We start from the raw sequence: 15,137 nt of genomic DNA on the forward strand, positions 1-15,137 counted from the left end.
ACACCTGACAAAACCCACCTGTCAGGCAGCGCTTGACATCGACAGGCGCGGACACAAGGCGTCACCTTGCCCCAAAAATCGAACACGTGGTCTATTAAAAGGAAGGGATCACGTATTCCAGGAGGTGAGAGCATGACCCGTACGTCGCAGGACTGGGCTCCGGCCGCTGTCCGTCAGGCGGCCATCGAGCGCGCACACCGTGACCTCGTCGTGGAGCTGGGCGAGGACCCCACCGTGCGCGAACTCGCCGACCGGGTCGGCCTCGCTCCGTCCACGATCAGCCTGCAGCTCCGAAGGATGCGGGCCACGGGCCTCGACATCCGCACCCGTGGCCCGCGCGCGAGCCGGCGCTGCCCGCACTGCGGCGAGTGGTCGTGACCTCGCCAGGCAGATACCGGCTCACCCTCGCCGTCGACGGACGGGCGATTGCGGACGGTTGGCGGGATCGACACAGGACTGCGGAAGGCCGGATGACGGACTGGATCGGCCTCCACGGCCGCGACGGGACCCGTATCACCCTCGTCGACACCGAAACCGGGCACGTGCTTCGCAGCTTCCCGGATATCAGGCGGCCTCGGGGCGGCGCACGAGCTTCTTGAGCGCCTTCTCGACCTCAACCGGGACGCGTCGGCGTCCTCGCGGACCGCAAGGGCGGTCTCGACGGTCGATTCTCCGGCCTGGATCTGTGTCCATGCGGAACGTTCCAGCTCAACTAGTTCGGGCTCGGCAGGATCTTCTCGTCGACTCCTGCGAGGAGACAAGCGGATCCATCAACGCCCAACGGTGGCGGGCGCGTTGGTACTAGATCGAACTAGGGGCGACGGCTGCACACGGTATGATGCGGGGCAAGTTCGACGAGAGCAGGGCGCATCCGGCGCCCGGTCCGACGGCGGTTAAAAAAAAGCCCAGCGAGTGTGACGCCTGTCACGCGCCTAATGGGCTACCACCGGAAGAATCGGACCTTACGCCTCGAACGGACTGGGTCCACGGACTAAAGGGCCCCCGTTGAACCTGTACATCGATCCCTTGAACGGCCTGGTCGTTACTGTCGGCTGTGTCGTCGGGTACCTGGTGTATCGCCGACCGGTAAGCAGCACGGATGACAAGTCACAGCGTGATCTGGCCGGCGGCGCCGCCTCGGCGCTGGCAACCATCTTGATCCTGGCGTTCCTGCTCGGGCTCGGCGACGGCCAGAGCACCGAACGGGCACGCGTCGAGCCGCATCCGACGCCGACCTCGCAACCGGCCGACTCTCCCACCTCGACCACCGCGCCATAGCCGCGCACCACATTGCCCCGGGCGCCCGCTTGTCCGCGTGGGCTGCGCCCGGTGCGCCAGATGCACGGTGTAGCCCACGGCCGACTGCTGACCGTCCGACACTCCCTGAGCTGTCCAACAATCGATCGGTTCCTGGACATCCGGTGGGGAGACTCCGGATCGCGCGGATAGATCTTCAACAAGCGTGTTCGCGAAGGCGTTGACGTGAGGACGAAAAAATCTGGAAGCCAGGTGGAGGCCGATGCACCGACACGTTCACATGTTTTAGGTCAGGTTCGCCAGAGAATTGAAGGCGACCCCTTCCCGGACACCTGCGAACCTAATGTGTCAAAAGCTGAATTCTACTAGACGCATGGCCTAGGCCACTCTGAACCTTCGAAAGCAAGGACTCGCGTAGGGTACGCTGCGTTTGCCCCACTGCTCCTCCCCAACTGGTCCGGTTCGGCCGCCAGTTCACGAGCCTCCGGGACCAACTGCACTTCGGTGCCGGTCGGGAGGGGAAAGGGGGTGGCGCTGATGAACGACCAGAAGGACAACCCCGGCGGCGGGGACGGCTGGCCCAAGCCCGACAGGTGGCAGGTCGCGCTCGCCGCGGCGAGTCTGCTGGTGGCGATCATCGCCCTGGTGAGGTAGCTGGCGAGAGCCGGATGCCCGCCCCGAGGACGGTTGGTCGGACCGGTCGCTGCACATGCAGCGAGCCCGGTCGCGTTGTAGTCGACCGGGCTCGGTAACTGCAGGAGGCTGGCTCCGGGGTCGCATCCCGGGGCCGGTCTCTTGTCAACCATAACGCCTCTGACACATGGCGTGTCAGTTCCAACCGCGCCTACAGCACGCCGTGCAGGGCGTTCTCCTTGAAGGCATCGTCCTCCTCGCGGTAGCCGCGCATCACCTTGGAGCCCTTGGCCCATCCGCCCTGGGCCTCCATGACCGCGTCGGGGTTGCCGGCGCGGGAGGACTCGGTGACCAGGCCGCGCCGCGGGCTGTGCCCGGTGATCCGGACGTCCAGCTCGGCGCGGGCGCCGATGCGGGTGAGGATGTCGCCGACGGTCTCGGGGTCGAGCCCGCTCTCCAGGACGGTCTTCCAGCGGTTGTGCACGGCGCGGAAGGCGAAGCTGTCCGGGTCGGCGTCGGGGCCAAGTTCGGCGCGCCAGCGGCGCCAGGCGCGGACCGGGCAGAGGTGAGCGCGGGAGCCGAACGGCACCGCGACCTTGCGCGGCTTCACCTTGGAGACCCGGATGTCGACGGTGAGGCCCCGGCCCTCGGGGTCCTCGGCAATGTCGCGCACGCGAAGATGGGCCAGCTCGTGCTCGCGGCCGGCGACGGCGAAGTGCAGCGTCATGAGCGCCAGGTCGCGCACGCCGAACCGATTGGCGGGCAGGGCGGCGGCGACCTTCTCCATGTGGCGGACGAGCAGCGCCTTGGCGGGTCCGCGGCCGCGCGTCTGCCCGGTCTTGGCCAGGGCCTTCGTCTTCGCCTTGAGCAGGGCGCGGGCCTCCTCGGCGACGTCCTTGGACAGCTGCAGCTTGTGCAGGCGGCGGGCGGTGACGACGACGCCGGACAGGCGGCGGTCGATGGTGCTCGGGGCGAGGAACGTGCCGGGCCGCTGGCCGGGCTGGGTCCAGCACCACTCGGTGAACGCCACCAGGGTGCCGGTGCGCACGGCGGCCGGCGGCACGTCGCGCTCGGCGCAGAACCTGAGCCAGGCGCCCCAGTCGGCGCCGTACCCCTTCTTGGTCTTCTCCGGGCGGTGGTCCTCGACGTGCGCGGTCGCCTCCCGGTCGAGCGCAGCGAGCCGGTCCTCGACGTCGGCGGCGAAGCGCGGGCCGGGGGCCGGCGCGGCGAGCTGACGGTCCGTGGTGCTCGTGCTGACCGACAACTCCGTGTTCGTCACGCCTGCTCCCTGATCGCCCGTCACGCCGCTTTTTCCGTACCGGGGTTCGTAGCATCTGGATCCCGGATATGTGAGCTTATCCGGGATCCATGAGGCGGTCCCGCTCGCGCGCCGACTCCGGGCCCGGGCGTTCGGAGTAGCCCCGCACGCCAATCGGCGGCCATGCCGCGAGGGTGGCCTCGTGGACTTCCCCGTCGCCGTCGCGCTCGCCAAGGCCGTGCCGGTGCTGCCGCGCGGCGTCGGCTGGTGGTACGAGCCCAAGTTCGACGGCGACCGGGCGGTCCTGCACCGCTCGGCGGAAACGGTGCGGATTCAGGCCCGCTCCGGGCGGGATACCACGGCCGTGTGGATGGACATCGCCGTCGCCGGAATGCAGTTACCGCCGGGCACGGTCCTGGACGGCGAGATTGTGATCTGGCGCGAGCAGCGCCTCGACTTCGGCGCGGTGCGCTCGCGGGCCTCATCCTCCCCGGCCCGGGCGCGCGAGCTGGCGGGCAGGTGGCCCGCCTCCTACGCGGTCTGGGACTGCCTCGCGCTCGGTGAGGATCTGCGCGGCCTGCCGTACGTCGACCGGCGGGCCCGGCTCCTGGACGTGCTGGAAGGCACCGGCCCGCCGATCCAGGCGGTGCCCGCGACCGACGAGGTGGACGTCGCCGAGACCTGGCTGCGGGTGCTGCCCGAGCAGGGCATCGAGGGCGTGGTCGCCAAGCGCGCCTCGTCGCCATACCGGGCCGGGAGGATCTGGTCCAAGACCAGAGTTTCCGACACGGTGGACGCCGAGGTCCTCGGCTACACCGGATCGCCGGCCCGGCCTCGCGCGCTCGCGCTGCGGCTGCCGGACGGGCGCAAGGTCCTCTCCCAGGCCCTGCCCGCGAAGCTCGCCGCGCAATTGGCCCCGCTGCTGCGGGAGTCTGGTCCGGGTGGGCGGGCGCGCATCGCGGACGGGACGCCGTATCTCGCCGTTGCCACGGGCCCGGTGGTGGAGGTGCTGGCCGGGACGACCCGGCATGCGACAGTCACTGTCACCCGACTGCGATGACTGCGGCCACTCCGGGGCCCCGGCCCCGGCCGCGGCGCGGATCCGTCAGCGCAGCATCCAGGTGGCTCCGCTCCCCCCGAGCGCGGCCGCCAGCGCGAGCAGCCGGTAGGGAACGTGCCGCACCGTCAGGTGGAGTCCGCCCACCCGCAGTTCGAGGAACGGGGGCGGCTGCTTCTTGTCGGAGGAACGGGCCGTCATCGTGAATGCACCTGCCGGAATCTGAGCGCACGAAAGTAGGCGTGCGGAACGGATGGAGGGACGCCTCGTCGGAGCGGGCATCGTTGATGAGCACCTTCGTGGAGCGAGGGGCAAGCCGCGCAACTCGCACTCACGACGCTACGAAGGCCGCGGGACCAGCGGAATGCCCCGCATGTATCCGTCCATGTATCCGCTGTATCCGTCTGAACGGATACAGCCCGGACGATTCAGTACGGCGCCTGAAGGGGAGAGTGCAGGCGCCGCCGGACAGTCCGGCGGGAAGGGGGCGACCGTGATCGAGCCGAGCGTGTACGGACACGAGGCGAGCCGTGCTGCAGAGCAGGCGTCCGCGCGTTGGGGGGACGAGAAGCAGACCGAGGCCATCGGCGAGGGCATGGCGGCCATCGCGTACGCGCTGCTGGATGTCGCACACGCGATCCGGGAGAACACCGCGGCCCGGCGTCAGGGCTGAGCGCAACACTGTTACCCGACTTGAGCCAACCGTGGGCCGGGTAACAGTGCTGTCGAAGTACGACAGGCCCCGCCGTACGGCGGGGCCTGCTCGATGTGGTGTCCTTCGTGGTGCGTGTCGGGGCGCCGGTAAGAGTCGTGTCACCAGCCGCAAACGGCAGCGGTCCAGAACCCAGGCCGACTTGGCGCTTGTCCGGCGAACGCCCGTGCCGCTGTACTGGGTGAATGACGAATCCGGCCCCTGTGGTGAGCTTTGAGCCCGTGAAGTATGCCGCGTGCGCCCTCCCCGTCGGCCACCCCGACTACGCGGACTACGTGATCCGGGTCATCTTCCGCCCTCGACACGGCCAGTGGGCGATCTTCCATGCCGGTCCGCAGGGTGGTGACGGTGGCCGGTACCTGAGTACCGACGGCAGTTGGTCCCGTGAAGAGCACCTCTTCGATCTCGACACTGCGCGGGCCCTGGCCATGGACGCCGCGGTGACCGTCGCCGTGCCCGCGCATGGACGCACCGCCGCCGACGTGCTCGCCGCAGACAAGTGGAAAGTGGTCCGCTGACTTCCGCTGTGGCACTCGACGGCAAAGGGCCCCTCTCCGCGTGGAGAAGGGCCCTCCTGTCGTGTACGTACGCGTCACAGCGGGATCAGACGGCCATGCCGTACACGATGGTGAACACGGTGCCGAGCGAGCCGATGATGAACACGCCGGTCAGTCCCGCGATGATCAACCCCTTGCCCTGCTCCGCGCTGAACGTGTCGCGCAGGGCGGTTGCACCGATCCGCTGCTTGGCGGCGCCCCAGATCGCGATGCCGAGGCAGAGCAGGATCGCGACGGCCATGACGACCTGAATCATCGTCTTCGCCTCGGTGCCCAGGGTCCCGAACGGGCCCCAGTCCGGGGCGATACCCCCGATGATCGTGGTGATGTCGCCCTTGTCGGCGGCGAGCAGCATGTCGACTCCTCCGTGGGGTTGAGGGGTGGGACTGTTACCCGCCGTTGGGCGGGTCCAGCGCGGTGTGGTGTCCTTCGTCGTGCGGTCCGGGGCCGGTTCCAGCGGTCCCGGACCGTTCAGTGCGGAAGGATCGGCCGGTCGATGTGCCGATGGTCAACCTCGCAGCCGATCCCGGCCGCGCGCAGGTGCGCGGCAATCTCCTCGGCCACGGCCACCGAGCGGTGGCGGCCGCCACCGCACTTCACGTGCACGTCGACCCGGAACGCCTGGGGACCGGACCACTGATGGAGGTTGTCCTGGTGCAGGAGGAGGCGGGCCTTCTCGGCGCTTCGTTTCACCAACTCCCTGGCACCGGGGGTCTGCATCACGTAGTGGCGCACTTCCGGGTCCAGGCCGGTCTTCTGGAGCATGCGCTCGCGGATCTCGGGGTCCTCCGGCGGGTTGCGCAGAACCCTCGTGTCGACGAGCAGCGCGTCGCCGGCGGGGGCGTCGTGATGGCCCTCGCCATAGGACGTGATCACGCTTTGGATGTGCCCGTCCCAGTAGAGCTCGCTGAGGTCGTTCGGGGTGGTGTCCATGCCGTTGAGCCTCCATGCCGCCCTGCGGCGGCGGTAGTTGGTGCCGAATGTTTCCCGTTTCCTCTTGCGGCCGCGCTGTTCAGGCCGCTTACTGCGGCTTGGAGTGGGCGATCAGGAAGGCGGTCGCGGCCGCGGTGGCGTCGGTCGACGTGCTGAACACGGGCTCCGACTCCTCGTACTCGTCGTCCGCGCCGGTCGCGATGTACCACCATGCGCCGGTCTCGGGGTCGTAGTGGGCCACGGCCGAGCCGTCCGCGTAGGCGAACTCCACGGTCTCCTGGCTCTGTCGCCCCCGGGGCGGCACCGCCTCAGGCCATTTCAGGCGAGCGGCCTGCCGGGTCAGTCCCCAGGCGGCGCCCAGCTTCGTGTAGCTCATGCCGGTGTGGCCGGCGAGCCGTGCGGCGTTGGCCGCCTGGTGGTCGGTGGCCTTCTGCATCTGGTGCAGGACGTGAAGCACGGCGAGTTGGACATCGGGCGCCGCCAGGATGTTCTGGCGGACCCGGTCTGGCACTCCATCCAGTTCCTGGCGACGGGGGGAGATCGCCAGGGCGATCTCGTACGCCGTGGTGTGCACGGCATCCTGAATCTGGATCAGTTCGTCGTCGATCAGTGCTCGGTACGCGGGGTCCCTGGGGGCCAAAAGCCGGGCCCAGAAGTCGGGTTCGTTCGCTCCATCAGCCATACGACAAGTATCCTTGTCGCCCCACTCGTCGACAAGACATCTTGTCGAATTGGCATATGACAAGAACCCTTGTCGATCATGGCGTCCGGGGCCGGGGCTACGGTCCCGCGATCAGCCAAAGGATCAGCACGGCATCCAGGTCCTGGCTGTGCCGGTAGATCACGGAGATACCGCGTCCGCCGGTCTGCTCGGGCAGCAGCTCGATGACGTACGACTCGCTGCGCGGATCGGCGTCCGGGAGCCCACGTGCCGTGTCCGGTGAGGGGTCCTCTTCGAGCATTCGCCGGACGGACTCGACGGCGGCCCGCTCGGTGCGGGACAGCTCGGTCCGGATCTTCTCGGCGGCGTCGGAGTAGAAGGCGTGGCTCACCGGTCGGCGGCTTCGCGCAGCTTGCGGCGCAGTTCGTCCTCGACGTCGTCCGTGGGCCGGGCGAGCGCGGCCATGGCCGGGGCGTCGTAACGGAGGAGGATCCGGTGGCGGTACGCCTGGGCGAGCTCGCGGACCTGGGTCAGGTCGTCCAGGTCGATGCCGTTCAGCTCCTCCTCGAACTGGGCCCGGTCACCGGGGAATCCCCACGCGGACAGGGCCTCGCGCAGCTCGGCGAGCGTGCCCATGGGCGGGCGAAAGCTGCGGTCGGCCGGATGGCCGGGCTGTGCGCTCACGGGGGCCTCCTCCGTCGCTGCTACGACGCTACTCGTCCTGCGCGGCCTTCGAGAGCTTCCAGCCGTCGCTCGTCCACAGCAGTGTGATGGTCATCGTGAACGTACCGGTGTCGACGGGGACCTTGGAGCCGGTGCCGTCGATTCCGAAGGTGCCGCTGCACCGGACGTCGACCACCGCCCGGTCGGGCTGATAGGCCGTCACCGTGGCCCGCTTGATGGTGGACTTGCTGACCAGGCGCTGCCCCTTGGGCGGGGTGCCCTCCTCATCGAGCCCGATCTTCTCGGTGAACGGGCCGTAGTCCTCGTCGGCCTCCTGCAGGAGGGTGTCAATGCGGGTCGGCGCGGCGATCTCTTCGTACAGGGTGCGGCGGGAGCTTTCGCCGAACATCTCGGTGCTTCCCAGCCGCTTGGCTATGCGCGTGGCCGCGTCCTGGGCGCCGGCGCGGTCGTGCCCGGTCCCGCTGTCGGCGGTGGCCACGCCGGGCCGGGCCTGGGGAGTGGCGCTCTCGTCGCTGCTGCCGTTGGCGACAGCGATGACCGCGACCAGAACGGTCACCACGCCTATCGCTGCGATGGTGGCGCGGCTCGGTCGGCCCGAGCGCGGGGGTATCGGTCCTTCAGACTCCGGCTCGCGGCCTCCCCCGCCGCCCCGCGAGTGCTCGTCGCTGATGTACACCAAGCTCCCCCTCCGCCGCTCACTGCTGGTACGACGGTATCGGGACCTGCGGTTTCTCCGGCACCCAGGTGCACCGCCTGGTCACGGTATGCGAACCTCGTAACTCGTTCTTTCTGCCTGGGGGGTTGAGGTGTCCGTACGTACTGCGGCTCGTGCATGGATAGCGGCCGCGGGCGCCACGCTGACGCTCGCCGTGATCGCGCCCACCGCCCACGCCGACGAAAACTGCCAACTGATCCGAGGGCGCGCGCGAGAGCTCTGCGAGCGAGGCAACGGCGCGGGCAGCGGCAGCAACACGCCGGACGACGTGACGAACCCGCTCGATCCCTTGTCGTCGCTCGCGCAAGGCTTCGCGAAGGCAGCGGCCTGGGTGGTGGACCAGCTGTCCAACGCGGTCAAGGCGACTGCCGACGTGGACTTCACCAACGGGTCGTTCCTCAAGACCTACTCGTTGGTCTTCGCCGCGAGCACGTTCCTCACGATCGTGGTGTGGCTGTGGGCTGTCGTGAAGCGGGCTGTGCGCGGCGTACCGCTGACCACGGCCATCGGTGAGGCGGTCGGGCTGCTCTGGCTGACCGTGATTGCCTCGGCCTTCACGCCACTGATCCTGTACACCGTGGTGTCCGCGGTGGACGGCATCACCGAGGCCCTGGTCGGTACGGGCAATACGTCGTTCTTCAACGCCTTCTCCAGCGCGTTGGAGAAGGACAACCCCGGCGGCGGGCCGATCGCGCAGATCATTCTCGCGTGCGTGGCCATCCTCGCTGCCGGCGTGGTCTGGATCGAACTCGTGGCGCGGGCCGCGCTGTTGTACGTGGGTGCCGCGCTCGGCACCGTGGTCTACTCCGGTCTTGTCGACAAGAAGCTGTGGGACCGCGTGAAGAAATGGCTGGGCTTGATGATCGCCATCATCCTCGTCAAGCCGGTCATCGTGATCGTGCTCCGGCTCGCCTCCGCGATGACGAGCGGGGGGCCGAAGGAGGGCGACACGACCGCGGCCATCATCTCCGGCCTTTCGATCATCCTGATCGCGATCTTCGCCAGCGCGATGTTGTTCCGTCTGATCCCGGGCATGGGCGACGACATCGTGAGCATGCGGCGGGAGGCGTACGACCCGTCATCCCGGGCTTCGTCGGCGGCTGTTACCCGCCCGGTCTCCGGGGTGCGGCAGGGCATCAACACGCACGCGTCCCGTGACAGTGCGGCGCGGCCGGCTACCGCGAGTCCGTCCACGTCGGCCTCGTCCTCCCCTGGTGGAGGAATTAGTGCGCACGCGACGCGACCGACCCGGAGTGCCCCCACGGGCCCGTCCCCGGCGAACCGGATGCCTCGTCAGAACGACGACAGTGGGTCCCCGAAGAAGTAGGTCAGTGGGGCTGCGGGTTGTTCATCCCGATGATGACGCCAATCGCGATGAGCACGAGCAGCCAGAACAGCTTGCCCCGCAACAGATGCATCGGGCCCCCTCGGAGCGCCGGTCGGCGCCCACGTCGCGCTTTACCAAGTCCCCCTCACCGTACCGTCCGTACTTCGCTCGCCGGCCGCCACTGTCGGACGGCAGCGGTCACTCGCCTGTACGTCGGCGCCGTGCCCGCTTCTCCGCGCGGGCGAGGGCAACGGCGGCAGCGTGGACGCGTTCGGCCTCGCTGGGGTCCCTGGGCCCGACCGTACGGGCCTGCTCGGCCTGCTCGGCGAGGTGGACGTCCTCCGGCTGCTGGGCCCACCGGCGCAGTCCCCATCGGCTCTGCAGTTCGGCCCGTTCGGCTTCGGCATGGGCGGTACGGGCCGCCAGAGCGGCCTGCCGGGCCTCGATCGCCGCGCGGGCGGCCTGGGCCTTGGCGATTCGCTCGCGGAGTTCGGCGTCGCTCGGGTTGTCCCACGCGGTGACGTGGGCTGCCTCGGGGACCTGGCGGCGGCGGCCGTATCCGTAGGTCACGGCGTCCGGGCGTTCGTTGATGAACTTCCACAGACGCCAGCCCGCCAGGCGTCCGAGGTCGACGGCCCGGTCGGTGACCTGACCCCAGGCGTCATGGCGCACGATGTTGGACGTCAGCAGCTCGACGAGCTGGGACTCCGTGCCCCCTCGGCGCAGGGCGATAGCGACTGTGCGGTGCAGGTCCTCCCAGGCGGAGCCGGTCATCGACCGACTGGCAGCCTCCGGGGCAGGCTGAGGCAAAAGAACCTGCGAGTGGCCCAGTTGGGCCCGCCAGGAGTGCCACACGCGCTTCCTGATCCGCCCTGCGGCGGAGCTGAGGTCGGCGGACAACGGGTCGAGCGGCTTTCTTGTTGGTGCCGCCGGAGGCGTCGTTTTGGTTTTTTCCATGTCTTTGTCCCAGCTCAGCCCCGTACTTTCTGGAGACAACAGACCAGATGGTGAAAAGCCCTTCGCGTAAGAGGGGGACGTTTTGCCATTACCCATCAGCGTCTGCATGCGCTGCTCGATCGCACGGGCCCGGTCCGGGTCGGCGACGGCGAAGCAGCGCAGATCGGAGGGCCTGCGGTCCTCGGGCAGGGCCCGGCCTGTCTCCCGGATCCTGGTCGCGACAAGGGCGGCCTTGGAGCCTGCCGGGTGCTCCCAGCGGGGCAGGGAGGCCATCGCGCCGAACGTCTCCTCGCGCACGGGGACGACGACGCGCTGCACGGGTGCGGGCCGGCGGCACGTCAGGCGTCCGTAAGCGGCATCCTCGTGGGCGTCGACGGGCTCGGGCAGCTCCCACACCTTCAGGGCCCGCGCCAGGTCCTCGGGCAGCTCGTGCGGGATCGCGTCCGTACGCAGGCACAGCGCATAGACGGCCTTGCGGCCGGGCGCGGGCTTGACCACCTGCTCGGCCCATCCGGACCGGTACAGGCCGACGAGGTCGGACCAGAAGCGGTCGGGGCCCACGTCGTGGGCCAGGCCGTAGCGGTGGGCCAGGTCCATGCCGCCGCTGGTCTGGTCGCTGTGGCGCATGCCGATGACACGGCCGTCGTCGGCCAGGTCCTGGCGCTGCAGGAAGTCGAGCAGCCGGAAGTGCTCGGCGCGGAGCAGACCGCGCGCGTACGCGATGGCGGCCGTGCGGAAGTACGTCAATGGCGTGAGTCCGTCGGTGAAACGAAGCACCACGACGGCCGGGGCGGGGGGCGTGACCTGGGTCAACTCCCCTGCTCTGGACACACCAGAAGCGGAACGCACTGGGCCAGCACCGCAGCCATGAGCTACGATGCGAAAGTCTCCTCACTTCGGTGAGTGGATGTGAGAAGCCGGGCGACGGGCTGGTAACCCGCCACCTGCTTCATGTGGTTGATGAATAGGGATCGCTCAGAGTCCGGCCTGGCAGCTTGAGACTGAGATGGATCCCGCCGGACGGTGCAGGTGCCCTGGCTTGGTAGGCCGGGGCCTTTTTGCGTTTCGTCCGGACGCTGTTGTCATCCGGCCTTAGGCAACTCCTGAGTGTCGACGCTCGCGTTCGCGGTGGTCTGTTTCGCGGCAGCGCGCGCCTTACGGCGAGACTCGCGCTTGTGCAGCTCTTCCAGAGCCTCGCGGAGCACTTCCGCTCCGGAGATGCCCATGTCGTTGACCAGTTCCTCGTACAAGCCGCGCACGTAATCACCGGGCTTGAGCATCACGGTTGCGCGCAGCGGCTTGTCCGCAGGGAAGATTCCCGTGCGGTGCACCTGCTGACGTCCTCGTACTGCCATGGGAAAGATCCTATCCACAACGAGGCGTATGTGGACCACACTTCCGTGCGTGTCTGGCGTTTTTCCTGTGGCGCAGGTGATCGTCTGGGGTCTTCCCGTGCCCCGTTCTGGGCTCAAGTTCCCCGTGAAATCAGGGCTGTACGGCCCTCGACAGGTTCACGAGGCGCTGCTGGACGTCCTCGCGGGCGCCACTCGATCCGGTGACTTGGAGTCGCAGGTTCCAGAGTTCGGTGCCCAACTCGCGTGCACGCTGGGGGTCGCTGACGAGGCGCCAGGCGTAGTGGGCGCGGTCGACGGCTTCGACGACTTCGGGGTGGTGCACGGTCTGGCCGGCGCCGAGCCGTACGGCGGCACCGCGCAGCCACAGGCCGCATGCGCGGTCCGGCGCCTGCTCTTCCATGGCGATGAAGGCGCGTACCTCGATCCAGTGCGCGACCTCGGGGGAACCGGCGCCGTGTTGGCGCAGAGCCCGTTGCTCCCAGTGCGCGGCGGCGGAAGCGGCCTCGCTGTAGTGCGCGGACCGGATCGCCTGCGTGATGGTCTGGTGCGGGTCGCGCTCGGTGGGTGGCGCGGCCGGTTCGGGCCGGGGCGCGGGGATGGCGGCCGCGGGCTTCGGCTCGGGGGCGGCGTCTCCTCCGAGCCACACCGTGGTGGCTTGCTCGAGTTGCGCCGCGCGGGCGGCCTCGTGGTGGAGGGCGCCGGCGTCGGGGCGGGCCGACGGGGTGCGCAGGATCTGCGCGAGTGCGTGCGTGTACGCGGGGCCTGGGTGGTGGCGGCGGTCGTGGAGCTGTACGGCCCCGTACAGGGTGAACGGGCCGGTGAGCGTCTGGTCTTGGCGGGCCAGGTCCTGGAGGACGTCGTGCTCGGCCGCGAGGTCGGCCATCACCGTGGTGGTGCCGGGTGTCCGGTGGCGGAGTTCCGCGATGAGCCAGTGCCACGGCAGGGCGGTGTACCGGATCGTGCGTGCGGTGGTGCGGGCCAGGGCCAGGTGGAGTTGGTGCTGGCGGGGGTCGACAGCCAGGTGCCCGGCGACGTAGATGACGAGCGGGCCCTGGACGGCGGCCGCGGTACGAAGGTGCGTCAACACGAGGTTCGGGTCATCTGGGTTGGCCACCTGGACGGCGCTGGCGTGCGTGGTGCCGACGAGGCGGGACGGCGGGATCGCGGCGAGCTGGGGCAGGGTGGCGGCGACAGGCAGGGGGTGCCGCACGGGCGGCTCGGCGGCAATCAGCAGTGCGTATCCGGGGAGTTCGGTCGGTGTCGCCATGCCCAGCACGGTATCCGTCTGCAGGTCAGCGTGTATGGGGGCGTGGTCGTGGGCCGGGTGCTCGCGCGAGGCGCCGGCGTGGAGTAGGCCGGTCGGTCTTGTGCGTCGCTTGCTGAGGCGGGGGCCAGAGCGGGGGTTCCCTCCGGTCGGGCGGCGGGCTCTGCCCGAGCACGGGTTCTCGGGGGTTGCCAAGGATCGGGCTTGCCCGACCGCGTAGCGGCGCCGAAGGCGTCCTTGGTGGCCCCCGGGGTTCCGTGCTTGCCTCTGGCGCCGTCTGATCGGAGGGAACCCCCGCGACCCCGCCGACCCACCTCCCCAACGTGAGATCCCCGCGGTCCCCACCCCCTCTGGGAGCGGTGGCCCCCCGGAGGGCCGCCGGAGGCATTGGGCCCTAGCTGCAGGTGTCGGCGCTGTCCGGAGTCAGCGGACCACTGCCGACTTGTCTGCGGCGAGCACGTCGGCGGCGGTGCGGTCGTGCACCGTGACGGTCAGCGCGGCGTCCATCGCCAGGGCACGCGCAGTGTCGAGATCGAAATGGTGGTCGTCACGGGACCACCAGTGGTGCTCATCTGGGGAGCACCACTTGCCGCCGGCGTTCAGGTACTTGCCACCGTGGCCCCCCTCACCCCTCGGACCGGCGTGGAAGACCTCCCACTGGCCGTGCCGAGGACGGAAGACGACACGGATCACGTAGTCCGCGTAGTCAGGGTGGCGCGTGGGGAGAGCGCACGCGACGTACTTCACGGGCTCAAAGCTCACGACGGGGACGAGCGTGTTGGTCATTCCCTCTCCTTTGATCAAGTTGTTCGCGAACAACTTGGCCGCGACGCCGCCAGCTATCAGTACAGCGGTGCGGGTGCTCGCCGGACAGTCGCCAACAGGCCGGAGTCCGGATTCCGGCGTGGACCGGGTATGGGGGCGGGCACTGACATCGCAGGTCCGGGAGGTTCCGAAAGTTCTGAACCCCGTGGTTGAGCGGGACGTTCCAATTTGGAACGTCCCGCTCAACCACGGGGTTCAGGTGTCGCTGGGGTCCTCGACGACCTCCGCGTCGATCACGTCGTCGGCGCCCACGGTGACCTTGGAGAGGATGCGGCCGGCCTTGCGGATGGCGTTCTGCTGCCGTTGGGCGTCCTCGTGGGATCGGGCTTCGCGGGCGGCGCTGTCGGCCAGGGCGTGCTCGATGGCCTCCTTCGCGTGGTGGAGGAGGTTCACAGCGGCGTCCATGGGGTCCGGCTGCTTGGCGGTGTCCGTCTTGCCGGGGTCCCGCTCCGAGGTGCTCTGGGCGGGGAGTGCGGCGACGGGAGCCGTTGACCAGTTGTCGGAGACGGCTCGGCGTCGCTCGGTCGGGTCCGGTACGTCCTTGGCCGCTTCGATCGCGTCGACGACGCGCTGGCCGACCTGGGCGGCCACCAGGCGTACGCGGCCCTCCTGGTGGGCGGTGTAGAGCGCGGCGTAGTCCTCGGCGGCCTGCTCGTCGCTGGTGTAGTTGGCGTACGTGAGCATCTGCTGCAGGTGGCTCGACGGGGCGGGGCGGCCGAGGTGCTTTTGCACGGCGCGGCCCAGGCGCCAGGACGACATGAGGCGGTGGGCTTCGGACTTGACCATGCCGTCGTGGTCTTCGGCCAGGTACTGCTCCCAGGTCCGCGTGCCGTCGCCGCGGTACAGGCGGCGTCGGCTGACGACCTCCAGGGCGTAGCCGAGCATCCACTTGGCGGTGCGTTCGTTGTCGACGGCCCGGTGGCACTCGGCGAGCAGGACCTG

The 15,137-nt window shown here is 69.3% G+C and carries 19 protein-coding genes; 6 read left to right on the plus strand and 13 right to left on the minus strand.

Annotated elements, in window-relative coordinates; genetic code table 11:
• Positions 1–132 precede the first annotated feature (132 nt).
• Both RBJ65_RS41625 and RBJ65_RS41630 read left to right on the plus strand, forming a co-directional pair.
• Positions 133–378, plus strand: a complete 246-nt coding sequence (locus RBJ65_RS41625; protein ID WP_306324123.1) for a winged helix-turn-helix domain-containing protein — start codon at positions 133–135, stop codon at positions 376–378.
• Between the two features lie 627 nt (positions 379–1,005).
• Positions 1,006–1,278: a hypothetical protein gene (locus tag RBJ65_RS41630; protein ID WP_306324124.1), complete on the plus strand. Its 273-nt coding sequence runs from the start codon at positions 1,006–1,008 to the stop codon at positions 1,276–1,278.
• A gap of 823 nt (positions 1,279–2,101) precedes the next feature.
• Here RBJ65_RS41630 and RBJ65_RS41635 read toward each other — a convergent pair.
• Complete coding sequence (locus tag RBJ65_RS41635; RefSeq protein ID WP_306324125.1) at positions 2,102–3,169, minus strand: tyrosine-type recombinase/integrase; 1,068 nt, start codon at positions 3,167–3,169, stop codon at positions 2,102–2,104.
• Positions 3,170–3,350: 181 nt separating this feature from the next.
• Here RBJ65_RS41635 and RBJ65_RS41640 point away from each other — a divergent pair, with 181 nt between their 5' ends.
• Entirely contained in the window at positions 3,351–4,208 is an 858-nt protein-coding gene (locus RBJ65_RS41640; protein WP_306324126.1) for a DNA ligase, read from the plus strand.
• A gap of 45 nt (positions 4,209–4,253) precedes the next feature.
• On the opposite strand, the gene RBJ65_RS41645 is transcribed toward RBJ65_RS41640, so the two are convergent.
• The gene (locus RBJ65_RS41645; RefSeq protein ID WP_306324127.1) at positions 4,254–4,406 is read right to left on the minus strand and encodes a hypothetical protein; all 153 of its coding nucleotides are present in this window, start codon (positions 4,404–4,406) and stop codon (positions 4,254–4,256) included.
• A gap of 292 nt (positions 4,407–4,698) precedes the next feature.
• Here RBJ65_RS41645 and RBJ65_RS41650 point away from each other — a divergent pair, with 292 nt between their 5' ends.
• Positions 4,699–4,878, plus strand: coding sequence for a hypothetical protein (locus RBJ65_RS41650; RefSeq protein WP_306324128.1), 180 nt, complete (start codon positions 4,699–4,701; stop codon positions 4,876–4,878).
• Positions 4,879–5,102: 224 nt separating this feature from the next.
• On the plus strand, positions 5,103–5,435 hold the full coding sequence (locus RBJ65_RS41655) for a hypothetical protein (RefSeq protein ID WP_306324129.1): 333 nt from the start codon (positions 5,103–5,105) through the stop codon (positions 5,433–5,435).
• 85 nt (positions 5,436–5,520) lie between these two features.
• Here RBJ65_RS41655 and RBJ65_RS41660 read toward each other — a convergent pair whose 3' ends face one another.
• The 6 genes from RBJ65_RS41660 to RBJ65_RS41685 form a co-directional block, all read right to left on the minus strand.
• On the minus strand, positions 5,521–5,829 hold the full coding sequence (locus RBJ65_RS41660; protein ID WP_306324130.1) for a hypothetical protein: 309 nt from the start codon (positions 5,827–5,829) through the stop codon (positions 5,521–5,523).
• Between the two features lie 116 nt (positions 5,830–5,945).
• Positions 5,946–6,407: an RNase adapter RapZ gene (locus RBJ65_RS41665; RefSeq protein ID WP_306324131.1), complete on the minus strand. Its 462-nt coding sequence runs from the start codon at positions 6,405–6,407 to the stop codon at positions 5,946–5,948.
• 88 nt (positions 6,408–6,495) lie between these two features.
• Positions 6,496–7,089: a hypothetical protein gene (locus tag RBJ65_RS41670; RefSeq protein ID WP_306324132.1), complete on the minus strand. Its 594-nt coding sequence runs from the start codon at positions 7,087–7,089 to the stop codon at positions 6,496–6,498.
• Positions 7,090–7,186: 97 nt separating this feature from the next.
• Positions 7,187–7,459 carry a hypothetical protein gene (locus RBJ65_RS41675; RefSeq protein WP_306324133.1) on the minus strand — a complete coding sequence of 91 codons (273 nt, stop codon included), beginning with the start codon at positions 7,457–7,459 and terminating at the stop codon, positions 7,187–7,189.
• A complete protein-coding gene (locus RBJ65_RS41680; protein WP_306324134.1) occupies positions 7,456–7,752 on the minus strand; it encodes a hypothetical protein in 297 nt (98 codons plus the stop codon). The genes RBJ65_RS41675 and RBJ65_RS41680 overlap by 4 nt, the downstream gene beginning before the upstream one ends.
• Before the next feature lie 28 nt (positions 7,753–7,780).
• Positions 7,781–8,311: a hypothetical protein gene (locus RBJ65_RS41685; protein WP_306324135.1), complete on the minus strand. Its 531-nt coding sequence runs from the start codon at positions 8,309–8,311 to the stop codon at positions 7,781–7,783.
• Between the two features lie 310 nt (positions 8,312–8,621).
• Between RBJ65_RS41685 and RBJ65_RS41690 the strand changes: the two genes are divergently transcribed.
• Complete coding sequence (locus RBJ65_RS41690; protein WP_306324136.1) at positions 8,622–9,794, plus strand: hypothetical protein; 1,173 nt, start codon at positions 8,622–8,624, stop codon at positions 9,792–9,794.
• A 198-nt stretch (positions 9,795–9,992) separates the two neighbouring features.
• Here RBJ65_RS41690 and RBJ65_RS41695 read toward each other — a convergent pair whose 3' ends face one another.
• The 5 genes from RBJ65_RS41695 to RBJ65_RS41715 form a co-directional block, all read right to left on the minus strand.
• Entirely contained in the window at positions 9,993–11,582 is a 1,590-nt protein-coding gene (locus RBJ65_RS41695) for a hypothetical protein (protein ID WP_306324137.1), read from the minus strand.
• Between the two features lie 251 nt (positions 11,583–11,833).
• Positions 11,834–12,106, minus strand: a complete 273-nt coding sequence (locus RBJ65_RS41700; protein ID WP_306324138.1) for a hypothetical protein — start codon at positions 12,104–12,106, stop codon at positions 11,834–11,836.
• Between the two features lie 130 nt (positions 12,107–12,236).
• Positions 12,237–13,373 (minus strand): hypothetical protein, encoded by a 1,137-nt coding sequence (locus RBJ65_RS41705; RefSeq protein ID WP_306324139.1) that lies wholly within the window; start codon positions 13,371–13,373, stop codon positions 12,237–12,239.
• A 420-nt stretch (positions 13,374–13,793) separates the two neighbouring features.
• Positions 13,794–14,156 carry a hypothetical protein gene (locus tag RBJ65_RS41710; RefSeq protein WP_306324140.1) on the minus strand — a complete coding sequence of 121 codons (363 nt, stop codon included), beginning with the start codon at positions 14,154–14,156 and terminating at the stop codon, positions 13,794–13,796.
• Positions 14,157–14,390: 234 nt separating this feature from the next.
• The coding region (locus RBJ65_RS41715; RefSeq protein WP_306332210.1) for a hypothetical protein at positions 14,391–15,137 on the minus strand (747 nt) is incomplete at its 5' end.

Source organism: Streptomyces sp. KL109B (assembly GCF_030766935.1).
Lineage (GTDB): Bacteria > Actinomycetota > Actinomycetes > Streptomycetales > Streptomycetaceae > Streptomyces.

What these genes read in the sequence shown, in the direction of transcription:
- RBJ65_RS41625 (WP_306324123.1), top strand. Translation starts at nt 133, where the DNA reads ATGACCCGTACGTCGCAGGACTGGGCTCCGGCCGCTGTCCGTCAGGCG.
- RBJ65_RS41660 (WP_306324130.1), bottom strand. Translation starts at nt 5,829, where the DNA reads ATGCTGCTCGCCGCCGACAAGGGCGACATCACCACGATCATCGGGGGT.
- RBJ65_RS41655 (WP_306324129.1), top strand. Translation starts at nt 5,103, where the DNA reads ATGACGAATCCGGCCCCTGTGGTGAGCTTTGAGCCCGTGAAGTATGCC.
- RBJ65_RS41710 (WP_306324140.1), bottom strand. Translation starts at nt 14,156, where the DNA reads ATGACCAACACGCTCGTCCCCGTCGTGAGCTTTGAGCCCGTGAAGTAC.
- RBJ65_RS41670 (WP_306324132.1), bottom strand. Translation starts at nt 7,089, where the DNA reads ATGGCTGATGGAGCGAACGAACCCGACTTCTGGGCCCGGCTTTTGGCC.
- RBJ65_RS41700 (WP_306324138.1), bottom strand. Translation starts at nt 12,106, where the DNA reads ATGGCAGTACGAGGACGTCAGCAGGTGCACCGCACGGGAATCTTCCCT.
- RBJ65_RS41705 (WP_306324139.1), bottom strand. Translation starts at nt 13,373, where the DNA reads ATGGCGACACCGACCGAACTCCCCGGATACGCACTGCTGATTGCCGCC.
- RBJ65_RS41665 (WP_306324131.1), bottom strand. Translation starts at nt 6,407, where the DNA reads ATGGACACCACCCCGAACGACCTCAGCGAGCTCTACTGGGACGGGCAC.
- RBJ65_RS41645 (WP_306324127.1), bottom strand. Translation starts at nt 4,406, where the DNA reads ATGACGGCCCGTTCCTCCGACAAGAAGCAGCCGCCCCCGTTCCTCGAA.